This window comes from Variovorax sp. M-6, from assembly GCF_052114385.1.
Classification (GTDB): Bacteria; Pseudomonadota; Gammaproteobacteria; order Burkholderiales; family Burkholderiaceae_C; genus Variovorax.
Genome location: NZ_JBFREQ010000002.1, coordinates 169,387 through 184,579 on the forward strand (window position 1 = coordinate 169,387; position 15,193 = coordinate 184,579).

At 68.8% G+C, this 15,193-nt stretch carries 15 protein-coding genes; 8 read left to right on the forward strand and 7 right to left on the reverse strand.

Annotated elements, in window-relative coordinates:
* Positions 1 to 124 precede the first annotated feature (124 nt).
* The 6 genes from AB4Z46_RS03290 to AB4Z46_RS03315 all read left to right on the forward strand — a co-directional run bounded on the left by AB4Z46_RS03290 (position 125) and on the right by AB4Z46_RS03315 (position 6,327).
* The gene (locus AB4Z46_RS03290) at positions 125 to 784 is read left to right on the forward strand and encodes a response regulator (protein ID WP_442282043.1); all 660 of its coding nucleotides are present in this window, start codon (positions 125 to 127) and stop codon (positions 782 to 784) included.
* A complete protein-coding gene (locus tag AB4Z46_RS03295; RefSeq protein WP_442282044.1) occupies positions 781 to 2,133 on the forward strand; it encodes a sensor histidine kinase in 1,353 nt (450 codons plus the stop codon). The genes AB4Z46_RS03290 and AB4Z46_RS03295 overlap by 4 nt, the downstream gene beginning before the upstream one ends.
* Positions 2,134 to 2,248: 115 nt before the next feature.
* On the forward strand, positions 2,249 to 2,584 hold the full coding sequence (locus tag AB4Z46_RS03300; RefSeq protein ID WP_442282045.1) for a hypothetical protein: 336 nt from the start codon (positions 2,249 to 2,251) through the stop codon (positions 2,582 to 2,584).
* 57 nt (positions 2,585 to 2,641) lie between these two features.
* A complete protein-coding gene (locus tag AB4Z46_RS03305; RefSeq protein WP_442282046.1) occupies positions 2,642 to 3,676 on the forward strand; it encodes an ABC transporter substrate-binding protein in 1,035 nt (344 codons plus the stop codon).
* A gap of 120 nt (positions 3,677 to 3,796) precedes the next feature.
* Entirely contained in the window at positions 3,797 to 5,839 is a 2,043-nt protein-coding gene (htpG, locus tag AB4Z46_RS03310) for a molecular chaperone HtpG (protein WP_442282047.1), read from the forward strand.
* Positions 5,840 to 5,862: 23 nt separating this feature from the next.
* The gene (locus AB4Z46_RS03315) at positions 5,863 to 6,327 is read left to right on the forward strand and encodes an EVE domain-containing protein (protein ID WP_442282048.1); all 465 of its coding nucleotides are present in this window, start codon (positions 5,863 to 5,865) and stop codon (positions 6,325 to 6,327) included.
* Here AB4Z46_RS03315 and dmeF read toward each other — a convergent pair.
* Positions 6,272 to 7,270, reverse strand: coding sequence for a CDF family Co(II)/Ni(II) efflux transporter DmeF (dmeF, locus tag AB4Z46_RS03320; protein ID WP_442282049.1), 999 nt, complete (start codon positions 7,268 to 7,270; stop codon positions 6,272 to 6,274). The genes AB4Z46_RS03315 and dmeF overlap by 56 nt on opposite strands.
* Positions 7,271 to 7,311: 41 nt before the next feature.
* On the opposite strand from dmeF, the gene AB4Z46_RS03325 reads away from it, so the two are divergent.
* Positions 7,312 to 7,584 (forward strand): metal/formaldehyde-sensitive transcriptional repressor, encoded by a 273-nt coding sequence (locus AB4Z46_RS03325; RefSeq protein WP_442282050.1) that lies wholly within the window; start codon positions 7,312 to 7,314, stop codon positions 7,582 to 7,584.
* 3 nt (positions 7,585 to 7,587) lie between these two features.
* Here the strand turns inward: AB4Z46_RS03325 and AB4Z46_RS03330 are convergent, their stop codons facing one another.
* The 5 genes from AB4Z46_RS03330 to AB4Z46_RS03350 form a co-directional block, all read right to left on the reverse strand.
* On the reverse strand, positions 7,588 to 8,709 hold the full coding sequence (locus tag AB4Z46_RS03330; protein WP_442282051.1) for a CaiB/BaiF CoA transferase family protein: 1,122 nt from the start codon (positions 8,707 to 8,709) through the stop codon (positions 7,588 to 7,590).
* Between the two features lie 40 nt (positions 8,710 to 8,749).
* Positions 8,750 to 9,124, reverse strand: a complete 375-nt coding sequence (locus AB4Z46_RS03335) for a PaaI family thioesterase (protein WP_442282244.1) — start codon at positions 9,122 to 9,124, stop codon at positions 8,750 to 8,752.
* Positions 9,125 to 9,189: 65 nt separating this feature from the next.
* Positions 9,190 to 10,170 (reverse strand): tripartite tricarboxylate transporter substrate binding protein, encoded by a 981-nt coding sequence (locus AB4Z46_RS03340; protein ID WP_442282052.1) that lies wholly within the window; start codon positions 10,168 to 10,170, stop codon positions 9,190 to 9,192.
* A 30-nt stretch (positions 10,171 to 10,200) separates the two neighbouring features.
* Positions 10,201 to 11,187, reverse strand: coding sequence for a Bug family tripartite tricarboxylate transporter substrate binding protein (locus AB4Z46_RS03345; RefSeq protein WP_442282053.1), 987 nt, complete (start codon positions 11,185 to 11,187; stop codon positions 10,201 to 10,203).
* Between the two features lie 31 nt (positions 11,188 to 11,218).
* Complete coding sequence (locus AB4Z46_RS03350) at positions 11,219 to 12,934, reverse strand: acyl-CoA dehydrogenase family protein (protein WP_442282054.1); 1,716 nt, start codon at positions 12,932 to 12,934, stop codon at positions 11,219 to 11,221.
* 105 nt (positions 12,935 to 13,039) lie between these two features.
* Between AB4Z46_RS03350 and AB4Z46_RS03355 the strand changes: the two genes are divergently transcribed.
* Entirely contained in the window at positions 13,040 to 13,942 is a 903-nt protein-coding gene (locus AB4Z46_RS03355; protein WP_442282055.1) for a LysR substrate-binding domain-containing protein, read from the forward strand.
* On the opposite strand, the gene AB4Z46_RS03360 is transcribed toward AB4Z46_RS03355, so the two are convergent.
* Positions 13,933 to 14,982, reverse strand: coding sequence for a serine/threonine protein kinase (locus AB4Z46_RS03360; protein WP_442282056.1), 1,050 nt, complete (start codon positions 14,980 to 14,982; stop codon positions 13,933 to 13,935). The two genes, AB4Z46_RS03355 and AB4Z46_RS03360, sit on opposite strands and share 10 nt — an antisense overlap.
* Positions 14,983 to 15,193 lie beyond the last annotated feature (211 nt).

Consider the following 15,193-nt stretch of genomic DNA (forward strand, 5'->3'; position numbering starts at 1 on the left):
GCGCGTGCTCACTGAACACCACCTGACCGATCCTGTTGCAGTGCCGCAAAGCCTGCTCATGCATGACTAAGAAATCAGGCGTAGCCTCACCCGCAATGGTGTGACGGACCCAAGGAGAGACCCTGTGCGCGCCTTGCTCGTGGAAGACGACGAAATGATCGGCCGCAGCCTCGTGCATGCGCTCGACAACGCCGGATGGTCGGTCGACTGGGTGCGCGACGGCGCGCTGGCGCACAGCGCCCTGGCCGACGGCGGCTACACCTGCGTCCTGCTCGATCTCGGTCTGCCCCAGGAGGACGGCACCGAAGTCCTGCGGCGCGCGCGCAAGCGCGGCGACGCCACGCCGGTTCTGGTGCTCACCGCGCGAGACGGGCTCGACGACCGCATCCAAACTCTCGACCTCGGTGCCGACGACTACCTGCTCAAGCCCTTCGAGCTGCGCGAGCTGCTGGCGCGCATGCGCGCCGTGGTGCGGCGCCGCGACGGCGCGGCGCATTCGGTGATCGGCACCGCGGCGCTCCAGCTCGACCTCACCACGCGCGACGTGATCGTGAACGGCGTGCGCGAGGTCCTGACCGCGCGCGAGTTCGCGCTGCTGCACGCGCTGCTGGAGCGGCCCGGCGCGATCCTGTCGCGCGAGCAGCTCGAGGATCGGATCTACGGCTGGGGCGAGGAGGTCACCAGCAATGCGATCGACGTCGTGATCCACGGCATGCGGCGCAAGCTTGGCGCCGATGCGATACGCAACGTGCGCGGGCTCGGTTGGCGGGTCGTTCCGGCGTGAAGGCGCCCTTTCGGCTCCGGTCGCTGCGCGGACGGCTGCTGCTGTGGCTCGTGGCGCTGCACCTGGTGGCGATCGCGGCCACGGTCTGGCTTTCCTACGGCGCCTACGGCCGGCTGGTCAACACCTTCATGGACGACCAGATGCGCCTCGTGGCCGATTCCCATGCGAGCCACCGCCGGCCTCCGACCTTGCCGCCTGCCACCGCCGACGACGCCATCCGCCGCGGCAGTTTCGTGGTCCAGATCTGGACCACGGACGGCCGCAGGCTGCTGGCCTCCTCGTGGCCGGGGCTCGACCTGCCGTTGCAGTCCGAGCCGGGATTCAGCGACGTTCGCGTGGGCACCCGGAGGGAGGACGCCTGGCGCGTCTACACCGCCGAGGCCGGCACGCTCGCGGACATGCCGCGTGTGCAGGTGGTGCAGAACGACAGCTTCCGCCGCAACCGCATCGTGCGCCGCGCGCTGCTGGAAAGCCTGCCGATCCTGCTGATGCTGCCTGTCACGCTGTTGATCCTGCTGTTCATCGTGTCGGCCGCCTCGCGCTCGCTGCGCGCCGTCGCGCGCGATGTCGCGGCGCAGGAGGAGGGCGATCCGGCCGAGGTTCCCATCGCCAGCGTGCCGGAGGAAATCGCACCGCTGGTCACCGCCTTCAACAGCCTGCTCGGGCGGCTGCGCAATTCCCTGTCGGCGCAGCGTCGGTTCATGCAGGATGCGGCGCACGAACTGCGCACGCCGATGACTGCGATCGGCCTGCAGATCGAGAATCTGCGCGCCCACGTGCCGGCCGGCGCCGCGGTCGAGCGCTTTGCCCAGCTCGAGAGCGGCGTCAAGCGCGCGCAGCACCTCATCGAGCAGTTGCTGCGCCTGTCGCGACAGGATGCGCCCGCGGCGAGTGCGCGCGGACCGGTCGACGTGGCGACGCTGCTGCGCGACAGCGTGGGCCAGTTGATGGTGCTGGCCGACCGGCGGCGTGTCGACGTCGGCTTCGAAGGCCGCATCGCACCGCACGTCTGCGCCCCCCCGGCCGAACTGCGCAGCGTGTTCGACAACCTCATCGACAACGCGGTGCGCTATGCGCCGCAAGGCGGCGTGGTCGACGTCAGGCTTCACATCGTCGATGGACAACCGGTGGTCGACGTGCTGGACAACGGTCCGGGCATTCCGGCCGACCAGCTCGAGCGCGTCTTCAACCGCTTCTTCCGCGTGGCGGGCGCGCCGGCCGGTGGCAGCGGACTGGGCCTCGCCATCGCGCAGGCGGCCGCGCTGCGAAATGGCCTGCGCATCGTGCTCGCGAACCGGACCGATGGCGCGGGCCTGCGGGCGCGGGTGTATCTGCCGGGCTCATCCTGAACTCATTCTTCGCTCATTCCTGTCTCAGACTGGCTGCCTAGAGTGGCTACAGGTCCCCCGCGCCGCCGTTGGCGTGATGCGGGGCGCGACCCGATGCAACTCCAGGAGACCTCTCATGCATGCTTCCGTCAAAGTCATCGCCCTCGGCACTTTCGCTACCCTCGCAGCCTTTGCTTCGATGACCGCGAGCGCGCAGTCGGACGGCTCGGACTATCGTCCGATGCAGACAAGCAACTCGGCGCCCAAGCCCGAAGTGAACGCGGGCGCCATGGCGGCGGCCCGTCCGACCGGCACCGAGCCCGTCGGCGAATCGACCGCGGCACCGGTCAAGTCGCAGCTCACGCGCGAAGAGGTCTACAAGGGCGCGGTCGAAGCGGCGCACCCCATGAACACCGAGTCGATCGGCCAGTCGACCGGCATGGCCGGCATCACGTCGGGCACGCCGCGCTGAGCGGGAGGGCGGCCAGGCGCTATCCTGCGGTTTCCTTCGTGAAACCCGGGATACGTCATGCGGCTCTTCGTTTCCAGATCCCTTGCCCTCGCCAGCGCCCTGCTCGGACTCCTGGCGGCGACGAACGCTGGCGCGCAGGGCACGGTCAACGCGCTCTGCAGTACCGACTCCGGCTGGTGCGAGGCGGCCGCCACGGAGTTCACGCGCGCCACCGGGATCCGGGTGCTGCAGGCGCACAAGGGCACCGGCGAGATCGGCGCCCAGTTGCGGGCCGAGTCGGCCAACCCCAAGACCGACATCTGGTGGGGCGGCACCGGCGACCCCTTCCTGCAGGCGGCCGAAGAAGGCCTGCTCGAGCCCTACCGTCCGGCCTACGTCAACGACCTGTACGACTGGTCGGTGCGGCAGTACGCGATGTCGGGCAACCGGGTCGGCGGCTTCTACACCAGCGCCATGGGCTTCGGCTTCAACACCGAGGTGCTCAAGAAGAAGCACCTGCCCGAGCCGCGCTGCTGGGCCGACCTGATCAAGCCCGAGTACAAGGGCGAGATCGAGATGTCGCATCCCGCCACCAGCGGCACCGGCTACACCATCATCGCCGGGCTGGTCCAGCTGATGGGCGAGGACGCCGCCTTCGACTACCTGAAGAAGCTGCACCGCAACACCACCGCCTACACCCGCAGCGGCCAGGCCCAGGCGCCCAACGTGGCCAAGGGCGAGGTCGCGGTCGGCATCAGCTTCATCTTCGGCTTCGACAAGTGGCGCCACGACAAGTACCCGGTCAAGACCGCGGCGCCGTGCGAGGGCACGGGCTACGAGGTCGGCGGCATCGCGTTGGTGAAAGGCGCTCGCAACCGTGCCAATGCGCTGCGCTACTACGACTGGCTCATGAGCCCGGCCGGGCAGTCGATCGGCGCCAGGGCCGGCAGCCTGCAGTCGCCGGCCAACAGGACCTTCAAGCCGGATCCCCGGATTCCGTCGATGGACGGGGTCAAGCTCATCAAGTACGACTTCGAGAAGTACGGCCAGGCGGCCGAGCGCAAGCGGCTGATCGACCGCTGGACGCGCGAGGTGGAGTCGCAGCCGCGCTGAGCCTCGCAAGCCTTGGAAGCGGGGCGGCCCTTGCGAAACGGGACGGGCAACCCCAGGTCTTGTAAAGTTGAACGTTCGCCGCTGGCGAACCGTTTGTCCCCCTTTGATTGTTCTCGCGCCATGACCATCTCCAAGACCAAACTCCCGTTCCAGGCCGAAGTCGCCCAGTTGCTGCACCTGGTCACGCATTCGCTCTACTCGAACAAGGAAATCTTCCTGCGCGAGCTGATCTCGAACGCCTCGGACGCCTGCGACAAGCTGCGCTTCGAGGCCATCGACCAGCCCGCGCTGTTCGAGGATCAGCCCAAGCTGGAAGTGCGCGTCGCCTTCGACGCCGAGGCCAAGACCCTCACCATCACCGACAGCGGCATCGGCATGAGCCAGCAGGAAGCCATCGACCACCTCGGCACCATCGCCAAGAGCGGCACCAAGGAATTCATGAGCCGGCTGTCGGGCGACCAGAAGGCCGACGCGCAGCTGATCGGCCAGTTCGGCGTCGGCTTCTACTCGGGCTTCATCGTGGCCGACAAGATCACGGTCGAGTCGCGCCGCGCCGGCCTGGCGGCCGAAGAGGGCGTGCGCTGGGTCAGCAGCGGCGCCGGCGACTTCGAGGTCGACACCATCACCCGCCCCGAGCGGGGCACCAGCGTCACCCTGCACCTGCGCGACGACGCCGAGGAATACCTCAACGCCTGGAAGCTCAAGTCGATCATCGGCAAGTATTCCGACCACATCTCGCTGCCGATCCTGATGGAGAAGGAAGAGTGGAAGGAAGGCGAGGACAACAAGGGCGGCGCGATGGTCAAGACCGGCGAATGGGAGCCGGTCAACCAGGCCAACGCCCTCTGGAGCCGGCCGAAGAAGGACATCACCGAAGAGCAGTACGTCGAGTTCTACAAGAACGTCAGCCACGACTTCGAGGCGCCGCTGGCCTGGAGCCACAACCGGGTCGAGGGCAACACCGAGTACACGCAGCTGCTCTACATCCCTGCCAAGGCGCCGATGGACCTGTGGAACCGCGACAAGGGCGCGGGCGTCAAGCTCTACGTCAAGCGCGTCTTCATCATGGACGACGCCGAGGCGCTGCTGCCGAGCTACCTGCGCTTCGTCAAGGGCGTGATCGACTCCGCCGACCTGCCGCTCAACGTCAGCCGCGAGCTGCTGCAGGAGAGCCGCGACGTGAAGGCGATCCGCGAGGGCAGCACCAAGCGCGTGCTCGGCATGCTCGAAGACCTGGCCAAGAAGCAGAAGACGGCGGCCGAGAGCGGCGAAGGCAAGATCGACGTCGGCTCCGGTGAATCGGTGCCGGCGCCCGAGCCGACCGAAGGAGTCACCGACGTGGTCGACAAGAAGGCCGATCACAGCATGCCGGCCGCCGAGGCCGCGGCCGAGTACGCCGACGAGTCGGGCAAGTACGCCAGGTTCTATGCCGAATTCGGCTCGGTGCTCAAGGAAGGCCTGGGCGAGGACTTCGGCAACCGCGACCGGATCGCGAAGCTGTTGCGCTTCGCCTCGAGCACCACCGACACCGCCAGCGTGAGCTTCGCCGACTACAAGTCGCGCATGAAGGAGGGCCAGGACGCGATCTACTACATCACGGCCGACACGCTGGCCGCCGCCAAGAACAGCCCGCAGCTCGAGATCTTCAAGAAGAAGGGCATCGAGGTGCTGCTGATGACCGATCGCGTCGACGAGTGGGCGCTCAACTACCTGACCGAGTTCGACGGCACCGCGCTGCAGAGCGTGGCCAAGGGCGCGGTCGACCTGGGCAAGCTGCAGGACGAGGCCGAGAAGAAGGCGGCCGAGGAAGCGGCCGAGTCCTTCAAGCCGCTGCTGGAGCGGCTCAAGGAGGCGCTCAAGGACAAGGCGGAGGACGTGCGCGTCACCACCCGCCTGGTCGACTCGCCGGCCTGCCTGGTGGTGCAGGATGGCGGCATGAGCACCCAGCTCGCGCGCATGCTCAAGCAGGCAGGCCAGCCGGCGCCCGACCTCAAGCCGGTGCTCGAAGTCAACGCCGAGCATCCGCTGGTCAGGAAGCTGGAGAGCTCGTCCCATTTCGACGACCTGGCCAACATCCTGTTCGACCAGGCGCTGCTGGCCGAAGGAGGCCTGCCCGCCGATCCCGCTGCCTACGTGCGCCGGGTCAACGCCTTGCTGGTCTGACCGACGCGCTGCGCGACACCGCCATGTCCGGATACTGGCTGATGAAGTCCGAGCCCGACGAGTGCTCGATCGACGACGCGCTCGCAGCGCCCGATGCGACCGTGCCCTGGACCGGCGTGCGCAGCTACCAGGCGCGCAACTTCATGCGCGATGCGATGCAGGTCGGCGACGGTGTGCTGTTCTATCACTCCAGTTGCCCCGAGCCCGGCATCGCGGGCATTGCGCGCGTGGCGTCGGGCACGCGGCCCGATCCGACGCAGTTCGATCCGGCCTCGCCTTACTTCGATGCGGCGTCCAAGCCCGAACAGCCGCGCTGGCTGTTGCTGGACGTGCAGGCCTTGCGCAAGACCCGGCTGCTGTCGCTGCCCGAGTTGCGCGCGACGCCCGCGCTGGCCGACATGCTCGTGCTGCGCCGGGGCAATCGGCTGTCGATCACACCGGTCGATGCGCCCCACTGGCAGCTGATTGCGGAGCAGATGCTGGCTTGACGTCCCCATCCGCGTCGAGGTGGTTCACCTCGACGGAGATGTGGACCAGTTCTTCGTGGATGCGCAATTGCTGCTTGAAGTAGTCGGGCCCGACGTCGCCGTGGGTGGCGAGCGAGACGATGCAGGCGTACTTGCCCTTGCCCACGCGCCAGACGTGGAGGTCGCAGAGGGTTGCCGGCACCGGACTGGCCTCGATGACCTCGAGGATCTCGGCCACCACCGGTGCGTTCATCTCGGCGTCGAGCAGCACGCGGCCTGAATCGCGCAGCAGCCGCCAGGACCACGCGGCGACCAGCACGGCGCCCACGATCCCCATCACCGGGTCCAGCCAGCTCGCGCCCCACAGCTTGCCGCCGAACAGGGCGACGATCGCGAGCACCGAGGTGGCGGCGTCCGCCACCACGTGCACGTAGGCCGAGCGCAGGTTCAGGTCGTGATGCCCGTGCGCGTCGTGATCGTGGTGATGATGGCCGTGATGGTGGCCGCCGCGCAGCAGCCAGGCGCACGCCAGGTTCACCAGCAGGCCAACGATCGCGATCATGATCGCCTGGTCATAGTGGATGGCGGTCGGGGCCAGCAGCCGCTCGATCGACTGGTAGAGCATCGACGCGGCCACCATCGCCAGGAGGATCGCGCTGGTGTAGCCGCCCAGGATCTCGATCTTCCAGGTGCCGAAGGCAAAGCGATGGTCATCGGCGAATCGCCTGGCCGCCACATAGGCGGCGACCGACAGGCCCAGGGCCACCGTGTGCGAACTCATGTGCCAGCCATCGGCCAGCAGCGCCATCGAGTTGAAGGCCCATCCACCGGCGATCTCCACCACCATCATGAGCGCCGTCAATGCCGCGGCCCACAGCGTGGCCCGTTCGGCCAACGGATTGCCCTCGTCGAAGACGTGGGTGTGCTGCCAGCCCCGGGCGGCGTGAGAGGTCCGCGTGGTCATATACTGCACCCCAGTATATCGGCCAGTCCTAGAATTCGCGCATGACCCACACGATCACAGGAAGCGCGAAGCTGTTGGCACGGGTGCGCCGCATCAAGGGCCAGGCGGCGGCGCTGGAGGGTTCGCTGGGCGAGGGAACCGAATGCATGGCGGTCCTGCAGCAGATCGCGGCGATACGCGGCGCCGTCAACGGACTGATGCTGGAGGTGCTCGAAGGCCATATCCGGGAGCATCTGGGCCCCGACGCGAGCGCGGCGCAGCGCGCCGAGGACACGGAGGCGGTGGTGGCGGCGCTCCGGTCCTATCTGAAGTAAGCCCTAGAAGAAGCTCTCGCCCGGCGTCAGCGGGGCATGTCGGTAGCTTGCCGGCGTGCGGCTCAGCTTCACGGGCGAGCCGATGCCTCGGTAGCCGCCTTTCATTTCGACCACCATGCCGCGATGCGCCGTGTGTGGGTGTTCGAGCGCCGCGTCGACCGACAGCACGGGGGCTGCCGGCACGCCCGCGGCCATGAGCTGGTCGACCAGCTGGCGGCCGTCGAACGTCGCCAACTGCGCCTCGAGACGCTGTTTCAGGCTCTCGCGGTGGACCGAGCGCAGTCCGGCGTCGCGGTAGAGCGGATCGTCGCTGAGCGCGGGCAGGCCGATGCAGCGGCAGAAGCTCGCGAACTGGCGATCGTTGCCCACCGCCAGGAAGATCGGATCGGTGCCGGTCTTGAGCGCGTCGTAGGGATAGATGTTCGGATGCGCGTTGCCGGTGCGGCGCGGCGGCTGGCCGTCGAGGAACCAGTTGGCCGCGTGCGGGTGCAGCAGCGACAGGCCGCTGTCGTACAGCGCCGCCTCGACGAACTGTCCGCGTCCGCTGCGCTGGCGCTCCTGCAGCGCGAGCAGCACGCCGATGACCGCGTTGAGCCCGGTCACCATGTCGACCACCGGCAACCCGACGCGCAGCGGACCGCCATCGGCCTCGCCGTTGATGCTCATGATGCCGGTCAGGGCCTGCACCGCGGCATCGTAGCCCGGCAGTGCGCCGAGCGGGCCGTCGGCGCCGAAGCCCGACACGCGGCACCAGACCAGCCGCGGGAAGCGCTTGGCCAGCGTGTCGTAGCCGATGCCCCAGCGTTCCATGGTGCCGGTCTTGAAGTTCTCGATCAGCACGTCGGCCTCGGCCAGCAGCGCCAGCAGCGCCTCGCGCCCGGCCTCGCTGCCCAGGTCGAGCGCCATCGTGCGCTTGTTGCGGTTGAGCCCGTGGTAGTAGGAAGCCACGCCGTCCTTGAAGGGCGGGCCCCAGGTGCGCGTGTCGTCGCCCTGCGGCGGCTCGACCTTGAGCACGTCGGCGCCGTGGTCGCCGAGGATCTGGCCGCAATACGGGCCACCGAGGATGCGCGAGATATCGAGCACGCGGATGCCGGCCAGTGCGCCGGTGTTGGCAGTCGCGGTCATGGTTTTCCTTGGATGAGAGAAGAGGGGCGGGCCGTTGGGTTCAAACGGCCGCGGCGCGCTCGACCAGCTTGAAGGTGCCTGTGGCCAGTGCCAGCAGTTCGCCCTGGGTGTCGCGCACTTCGCCGCTCGCGAAGCACAACGATCGGCCGCGTCGCGCGCAGGACGCGGAGCCGACCACGTCGCCGCTCGATGGTGCGACGAAATGGACCGTGATGTCGATCGTCACGACACCGAATTGCGTCGGCGCGTGCGCGCGCACTGCGCTGGACAGCGTGCAGTCGAGCAGCACGGCCAGGGCTCCGCCATGCACGTCGCCACGGCTGTTGGTGTGCATCGGGTCGAAGGGCATGCGCACGCGCGTGCGGTCGTGTCCGATCTGTTCGCCGCGCAGGCCGAAGGCCTGAACCATCGGCATCGGCAGGCCGAAGAGCAGGCCAGGCCCTTCTTCCTGGAGGATGTTCGCAGGCGACCGACCGGCGTTCAATCGAGCAACCCCTTCTTGCGCAGGCGCTCGACGCGGTCCTTCTCGCGCGCGTGACTGGCGAGCGCGTACGTGCGGTAGTCGGCGGCGCCCAGATAGTTGACGGGCTGGTTCAATTGGTCGAGCACACGCTGGCTGGCGGAGGAATCCAGTGCCTTCCTGAACGCGTCCTGCACCCGCTGGACCTGGGCCGGATCCATGCCGGCGGGCCCGGCGATGCCGTAGGGCGAATCGATGAAGGCGTCGATGCCCTCGTCCTTCAGGGTCGGCAGCGTCGGGTAGCGCTTGACGCGTTGCGGCGTGAGCATCACCAGGTAGCGCATCTTGCCGGCCTCGATGTGCGGAACGGCCACGCCCGACAAGGGCGCCGCATCGATGTGGCCGCCGAGGAGGGCGTTGGTCACATCGGCATCGCCCTTGAACGGCACCATGTTGAATTGCAGCTTCGCGGCCTCGCCGATCTCGTCCATGACGATGCGCGGCGTTCCCACGGCGCCGGTGGCGCCGATGTTCAGCTTGCCGGGCCGCTTGGCGGCGTCGGCCGCGAAGTCCTTCCAGGTCTTCCAGGGCGCATCGGCCTTCACGGCCAGCCCGAAGGCGTAGTCGGACAGCAGGACCACGTAGGAGAAGCTGGTCCTCGGGTCGAACGGGACCTTGTTGATGTAGGGCTCGCGATAGACCGACGCCGGCAGCACCGCCAGCGTGTAGCCGTCGGGCGCGGCGCGGGTCAATGCCGCGGCGCCATTGGTTCCGCTGGCCCCGGGCCGGTTGTCCATCACGATGGGTTGCCCGAGGATCTTGCCTGCCTCCTCGGCGAGCGCGCGCACATGCTGGTCCGTGGGGCCGCCCGGCGCGTAGGGAACGACCAGCGTGATCGGTCGCTGCGGATAGGTTTGGCCGGTCGCCGCCGCAGCGAAGCACAGTGCCGCGGCGGCGAGGGGGCCGCGCCCGCGAAGGCGCATGCGTGACAGCAATTTCATGATCTCGTCTCTTTCGGGGTGTCGGCGACGTCAGTCCAGCTGCGCGCCGGACTTCTTCACCACGTCCTTCCACTTGGCGGTCTCGGACACGATGAAGCGGCCGAGCTGCTCCGGCGAGCCGTCCGTTGCGGGCTCCAGGCCTTGCGCGGCGAACAGCTGCTTGACCTTGGGTGTGGCGAGCGCATCGGCGAAGGCCTTGTTGAGTTTCGCGACCGTGGCCGGTGGGGTGCCGGCCGGCGCCACGATGCCGAAGAACACGCTGACGTCGTAGCCCGTGACGCCCTGTTCGGCCAACGTCGGCAGCTCGGGGAGCGCCCGCGAGCGCTGCGCCGTGGCGATGCCGAGCGCGCGCAGCTTGCCGGCCTTGACGTAGGGCAGTGCGGTCAGAACGTCGGTGAAGCTCATCGACACCTGGCCACCCAGCAGGTCGTTGAGCGCGGGGCCGGTGCCCTTGTAGGGGATGTGCTGCAGGTCGGTGCCGGCGATGCCGTTGAACAGCACGCCCGCCAGGTGCGAGGAGGCGCCGTTGCCCGACGAGGCATAGCTCAGCTTGCCCGGGTTGGCCTTGGCGTAGGCGATGAGCTCGCGCACGTCCTTTGCGGGCACCGCCGGGTTCACGACCAGGATGTTGGGCAGATGGCCGACCTGGATCACCGGCGTGAAGCTCTTGACCGGGTCGTAGTTGATCTTGCGGTAGAGGCTCGAATTGATGGCCAGCGGACCCGAGGTGCCGAACATCAGCGTGTGGCCGTCGGGTTCGGCGCGCGCCACGAAGTCGGCGCCGATGTTGCCGCCGGCGCCGGCGCGGTTCTCGACGATCACGGGCTGCCCGAGCTGGTCCCGGATCTCGGCCGCCAGCGTGCGCGCCATCGCGTCGGTGGGGCCGCCCGGCGGGAACGGGATGATCAGCGAGATGGGTTTGGTCGGGAAGGTCTGCGCGTGGGCCGTCGACAGTGCAGGCAGCACCGGCAGCGCGACGACGCTGGCGGCGAGGATGAGGGTCTTGAGCAGTTTCATGTGGTCTCCTTGCTTTCTTGTCTTCGTTGCGTCAGGCCGCGGCCGCGTGCTTCTCTGGTGCCGCGGCATTCCAGGACGCCGGCAGGCCGTCCGGCGCCAGGGGGTCGCGCGGCAGCACGCGGTGCAGCAGGACCAGCTGCGCCCACTCGACGCGCTGCGCCGAGCCGCCGCGCACGCCCTCCCAGGCCATCGCGATCGCGCTGCAGGTGTGGTAGAGCGCCGAGGCCGCCTGGCGTGCGAGCACGTCGCCACCCTCGTGCGCCGCGGTGGCGGCCAGTGCGGACGCCCGCACCAGTGCTTCGCGCAGGGCCTGGGCGAAGGCCGGCGCCACGGCCAAGTCGTCCAGCAGCGCACCGAAGTGCGCCTGTAGCGCCGGCAGCGATTCCTCGCGCTTGACCGCGCGGATCACGTCGAGCGCGACGATGTTGCTGGTGCCTTCCCAGATCGAGCCGAGATGGGCGTCGCGCACCAGCCGCGGGTCGCTCCATTCCTCGATGTAGCCGCAGCCGCCGCGCACTTCCATCGCATCGCCGGTGACCTTGCGGGCGTCGCGGCAGGCGCGGAACTTGATGAGCGGCGTCAGGATGCGCAGCAGCGGGTAGGCCGTCTTGTCGCCGCCGTCCGAGCGCGCCAGCGCCAGGGCGGTCTGGAACACCATGGTGCGCGACTGCTCGGCCGGCAGCCTGAGCTTCTGCAGCTGGCGCTGCATCAAGGGCATGTCGGCCAGCCGGCGGCCGAAGGCGCGGCGCTCGCCGGCCACGTATTCGGCCTCGGCCACCGCGCGGCGCATCAGGCCGGCGGCGCGCACGCCGTTCGACAGGCGCGAGTTGTTGACCATGTCGGCCATCTGCTGGAAGCCGCGGCCCGCCTCGCCGACCAGGTACGCCACGGCGCCTTCGAGGCGGATCTCGCCGCTGGCCATCGAGCGCGTGCCCAGCTTGTCCTTGAGGCGCAGGATCCGGTAGTGGTTGGCGCTGCCGTCGTCGAGCCGCTTCGGCAGCAGGAACAGCGACACGCCCTTCATGCCGGCCGGTGCGCCGTCGGCGCGCGCCAGCACCATCGCGAAGTCGGCGTCGGGGTTGGAGCAGAACCACTTGTCGCCGCCGAGGCGCCATTGGCCGGCCTCGTCCTGCCAGGCGCGCGTGACGGTCGCGGCGATGTCGGAGCCGGCCGCCTGCTCGGTCATGAACATCGCGCCCTGGGCCAGTGTGTCGAAGTCGAGCGACTGGAAGCGCGGAAGAAAGCGCGTCACCAGTTCGGGGCTGCCGAACTTCTTGAGCGTGCGCGCCAGCGAGTCGGTCATCGAGACCGGGCAGCAGAGGCCGAACTCGGCCTGCACGAAGAGGTAGGTCAGCACGTACTTGACCAGCGGCGGCATCTTTCCCCTCCAGCCCAGGGTCTCGTCGCGGTGCGACATCGCGGCCAGTCCGAACTCGCTCAGCGCGAGCCGCTCCATCTCGATGTAGGCGGGATGCTTGACCACCTTCTGGTCGTCGATGCCGGTGCGGGTGCGCAGCGACAGCGTCGGCGGGTTCTTGTCGGCGGTCTGCGCGAGTTCGTCGAGCGGGCCGCCGGCCAGGGCGCCCAGGCGCTCGAAGTGCGGTCGCATGTGCTGCAGCAGCTCGGGCGGCAGGTACAGCGCCAGCAGCTTGTGAAGCTCGGTGTCTGTGGTGAAGAGGTTCTGCCCGTGGCGGTCGGGCACGGGGTGGGCGGCGGTATCGACGCGGGGCGCAGCGGGACTGGACATGTCGGGTCTCCTTGTCGGCCGGATCTTTCCGCCGTTGACGATTCCTGTCCAATATCAGATATGACTTGATTGATTTGATTTGCCTATTGTGAAAAACTCGGCCGAATGGAACTGCGACATCTGCGTTACTTCGTCGTCCTGGCCGAGGAGCTGCATTTCGGCCGGGCGGCGCGCCGGCTCGCGATCTCGCAGCCGCCGCTGAGCGTCGCGATCCGCCAGCTCGAAGAATCCGTCGGCGCGCGGCTGTTCGAGCGCAACAGCAAGGAAGTGCGGCTGACGCCCGCCGGCGACGCCTTGCAGAACTCGGCGCGCCTGCTGCTGCGCCAGGCCGAGGAGGCTGCGCTGGAGGCCCGCGACGTGTCGCAGGGCTCGGCGGGCCGCCTGCGCATCGGCTTCGTCGGCGCCATGCTCTACCGGGGCCTGCCGCAGGCACTCGCCAGGTTCCAGGCGAAACACCCGGCGGTGCGCATCACGCTGGCCGAGCTCAACTCGGGCGAGCAGATCGCCGAGTTGCTGCACGACCGGCTCGATCTCGGTTTCGTCCACACCAGCCGCATGCCCGCCGAACTGCGCCATGCGCTGCTGGTGTCGGAGCCTTTCGTGGTCTGCCTGCCGGTCGGGCACCGGCTGGCGCGGCGCCGCCGGGTCGCCACCGCGAGCCTGCGCGACGAGCCCTTCGTGCTGTTTTCTCGCAGTGCTTCGCCCGACTACCACGAGCGCATCCTCGCGATCTGCGCCGATGCGGGCTTCCGGCCCGAGGTGCGGCACGAGGTGCGCCACTGGCTGTCGGTCGTGTCCCTGGTGTCGCAGGGCATGGGCGTGGCGCTGGTGCCGAGCGCCTTGCGGCACGCGGCGCTGCGCGGCGCGGTGTTCCGGCCGCTGGAAGAAGAGGTGTCGCGCTCCGACGCCTACTGCGTCTGGCGCGAGGGGCCCGAGAACGCGGTGGTACAGGGCTTCCTGCGCGCGGTGCAGGCGGGGCTCCCGCCCCCGGCGGATGATCAGGCGTAAAGCGGCTCTTCGGCCATCTGCTCGCACTGCTCCTGCAGCATCAGGATCTGGCCCTTCCAGTAGTCGCTCGAGCCGAACCACGGGAAGTTGATCGGGAAGATCGGGTCTTCCCAGCGCCGCGCCAGCCAGGCGCTGTAGTGGATCAGGCGCAGCGTGCGCAGCGGCTCGATCAGCGCCAGTTCGCGGCGGTCGAAGTCGCGGAACTGCTCGTAGCCGTCGAGCAATCCGCTCAGCTGCGACGTGCGCTGGGCGCGGTCGCCGGAGAGCAGCATCCACAGGTCTTGCACCGCGAAGCCGGTGCGGGCATCGTCGAGGTCGACGAAGTGCGGGCCGCCGTCCGGCCGGTCGGTGGGTGTCCAGAGGATGTTGCCGGGGTGCACGTCGCCGTGCAGCCGCAGTTTCTTCAGCGCCGGGTCGTTGTCGCCGTCGTGGCCGGTGCCGAGCGCGGTGGCCGCGATCATTTCGAGGGCGGCATTGCAGGCGGTCTCCCATTCGCGCTGGACATCGAGCGGCACCATCTGGTGGCCCAGCAGCCAGTCGCGCGAGGCGATGCCGAAAGTCTGGAGGTCGAGCGCGGGCCGCGCCTCGAAGGGTTTTCGGGCGCCGATGGCGTGGATGCGCGCCAGGAAGCGGCCGACCCACTCGAGCACCTCGAAGTCATCGAGTTCCGGCGCCCGTCCGCCGCGGTAGGGGCTGACGCTGAAGGCGAAGCCGCCATGCCGGTGCAGGGTGCGGCCATCGACCGCCAGCGGCGCCACGGCGGGCACCTCGGCCGCGGCGAGTTCGAGCGCGAAGCCGTGCTCCTCGAGGATCGCGGCATCGTCCCAGCGGCCGGGCCGGTAGAACTTGACGACCACCGCGCTGCGGTCTTCGAGATGAACCTGGTAGACGCGGTTCTCGTAGGAGTTCAGGGCGGTGAGCCGGCCGTCCCCGTGCATGTCGAGTGTTGCGAGCGCATCGAGCACCACGTCGGGCGTGAGGCTCTCATAAGGGTGACCGGCCGGGGCCGATGGCGGGGGAGGGGTGAGAGAGGGAGGCACCCCGACATTGTCGGGCCTGGCGTGCGGGTGCGCGGCTTTCAGGCCGCAGCTTGATTTTTGCCCTGCGAGGGACGACAGTGCAGGACCCCGGCGACCCGTGAAGCGCCGCGCGGCAGGCATTGCACAGAAGTGAGCATTTGTCACGCGCGTTGAACCCTGCGACAGCCGCCGCGGCCTCGGCTAGTATTTTTGAAGCCGGGTCGCCCGCGTT

Bases quoted from the DNA above. Each gene is read 5' to 3' on its own strand.
- AB4Z46_RS03300 (WP_442282045.1), top strand. From the start codon at position 2,249: ATGCATGCTTCCGTCAAAGTCATCGCCCTCGGCACTTTCGCTACCCTC.
- AB4Z46_RS03305 (WP_442282046.1), top strand. From the start codon at position 2,642: ATGCGGCTCTTCGTTTCCAGATCCCTTGCCCTCGCCAGCGCCCTGCTC.
- htpG (WP_442282047.1), top strand. From the start codon at position 3,797: ATGACCATCTCCAAGACCAAACTCCCGTTCCAGGCCGAAGTCGCCCAG.
- AB4Z46_RS03315 (WP_442282048.1), top strand. From the start codon at position 5,863: ATGTCCGGATACTGGCTGATGAAGTCCGAGCCCGACGAGTGCTCGATC.
- dmeF (WP_442282049.1), bottom strand. From the start codon at position 7,270: ATGACCACGCGGACCTCTCACGCCGCCCGGGGCTGGCAGCACACCCAC.
- AB4Z46_RS03325 (WP_442282050.1), top strand. From the start codon at position 7,312: ATGACCCACACGATCACAGGAAGCGCGAAGCTGTTGGCACGGGTGCGC.
- AB4Z46_RS03330 (WP_442282051.1), bottom strand. From the start codon at position 8,709: ATGACCGCGACTGCCAACACCGGCGCACTGGCCGGCATCCGCGTGCTC.
- AB4Z46_RS03335 (WP_442282244.1), bottom strand. From the start codon at position 9,124: ATGCCGATGGTTCAGGCCTTCGGCCTGCGCGGCGAACAGATCGGACAC.
- AB4Z46_RS03340 (WP_442282052.1), bottom strand. From the start codon at position 10,170: ATGAAATTGCTGTCACGCATGCGCCTTCGCGGGCGCGGCCCCCTCGCC.
- AB4Z46_RS03345 (WP_442282053.1), bottom strand. From the start codon at position 11,187: ATGAAACTGCTCAAGACCCTCATCCTCGCCGCCAGCGTCGTCGCGCTG.
- AB4Z46_RS03350 (WP_442282054.1), bottom strand. From the start codon at position 12,934: ATGTCCAGTCCCGCTGCGCCCCGCGTCGATACCGCCGCCCACCCCGTG.
- AB4Z46_RS03355 (WP_442282055.1), top strand. From the start codon at position 13,040: ATGGAACTGCGACATCTGCGTTACTTCGTCGTCCTGGCCGAGGAGCTG.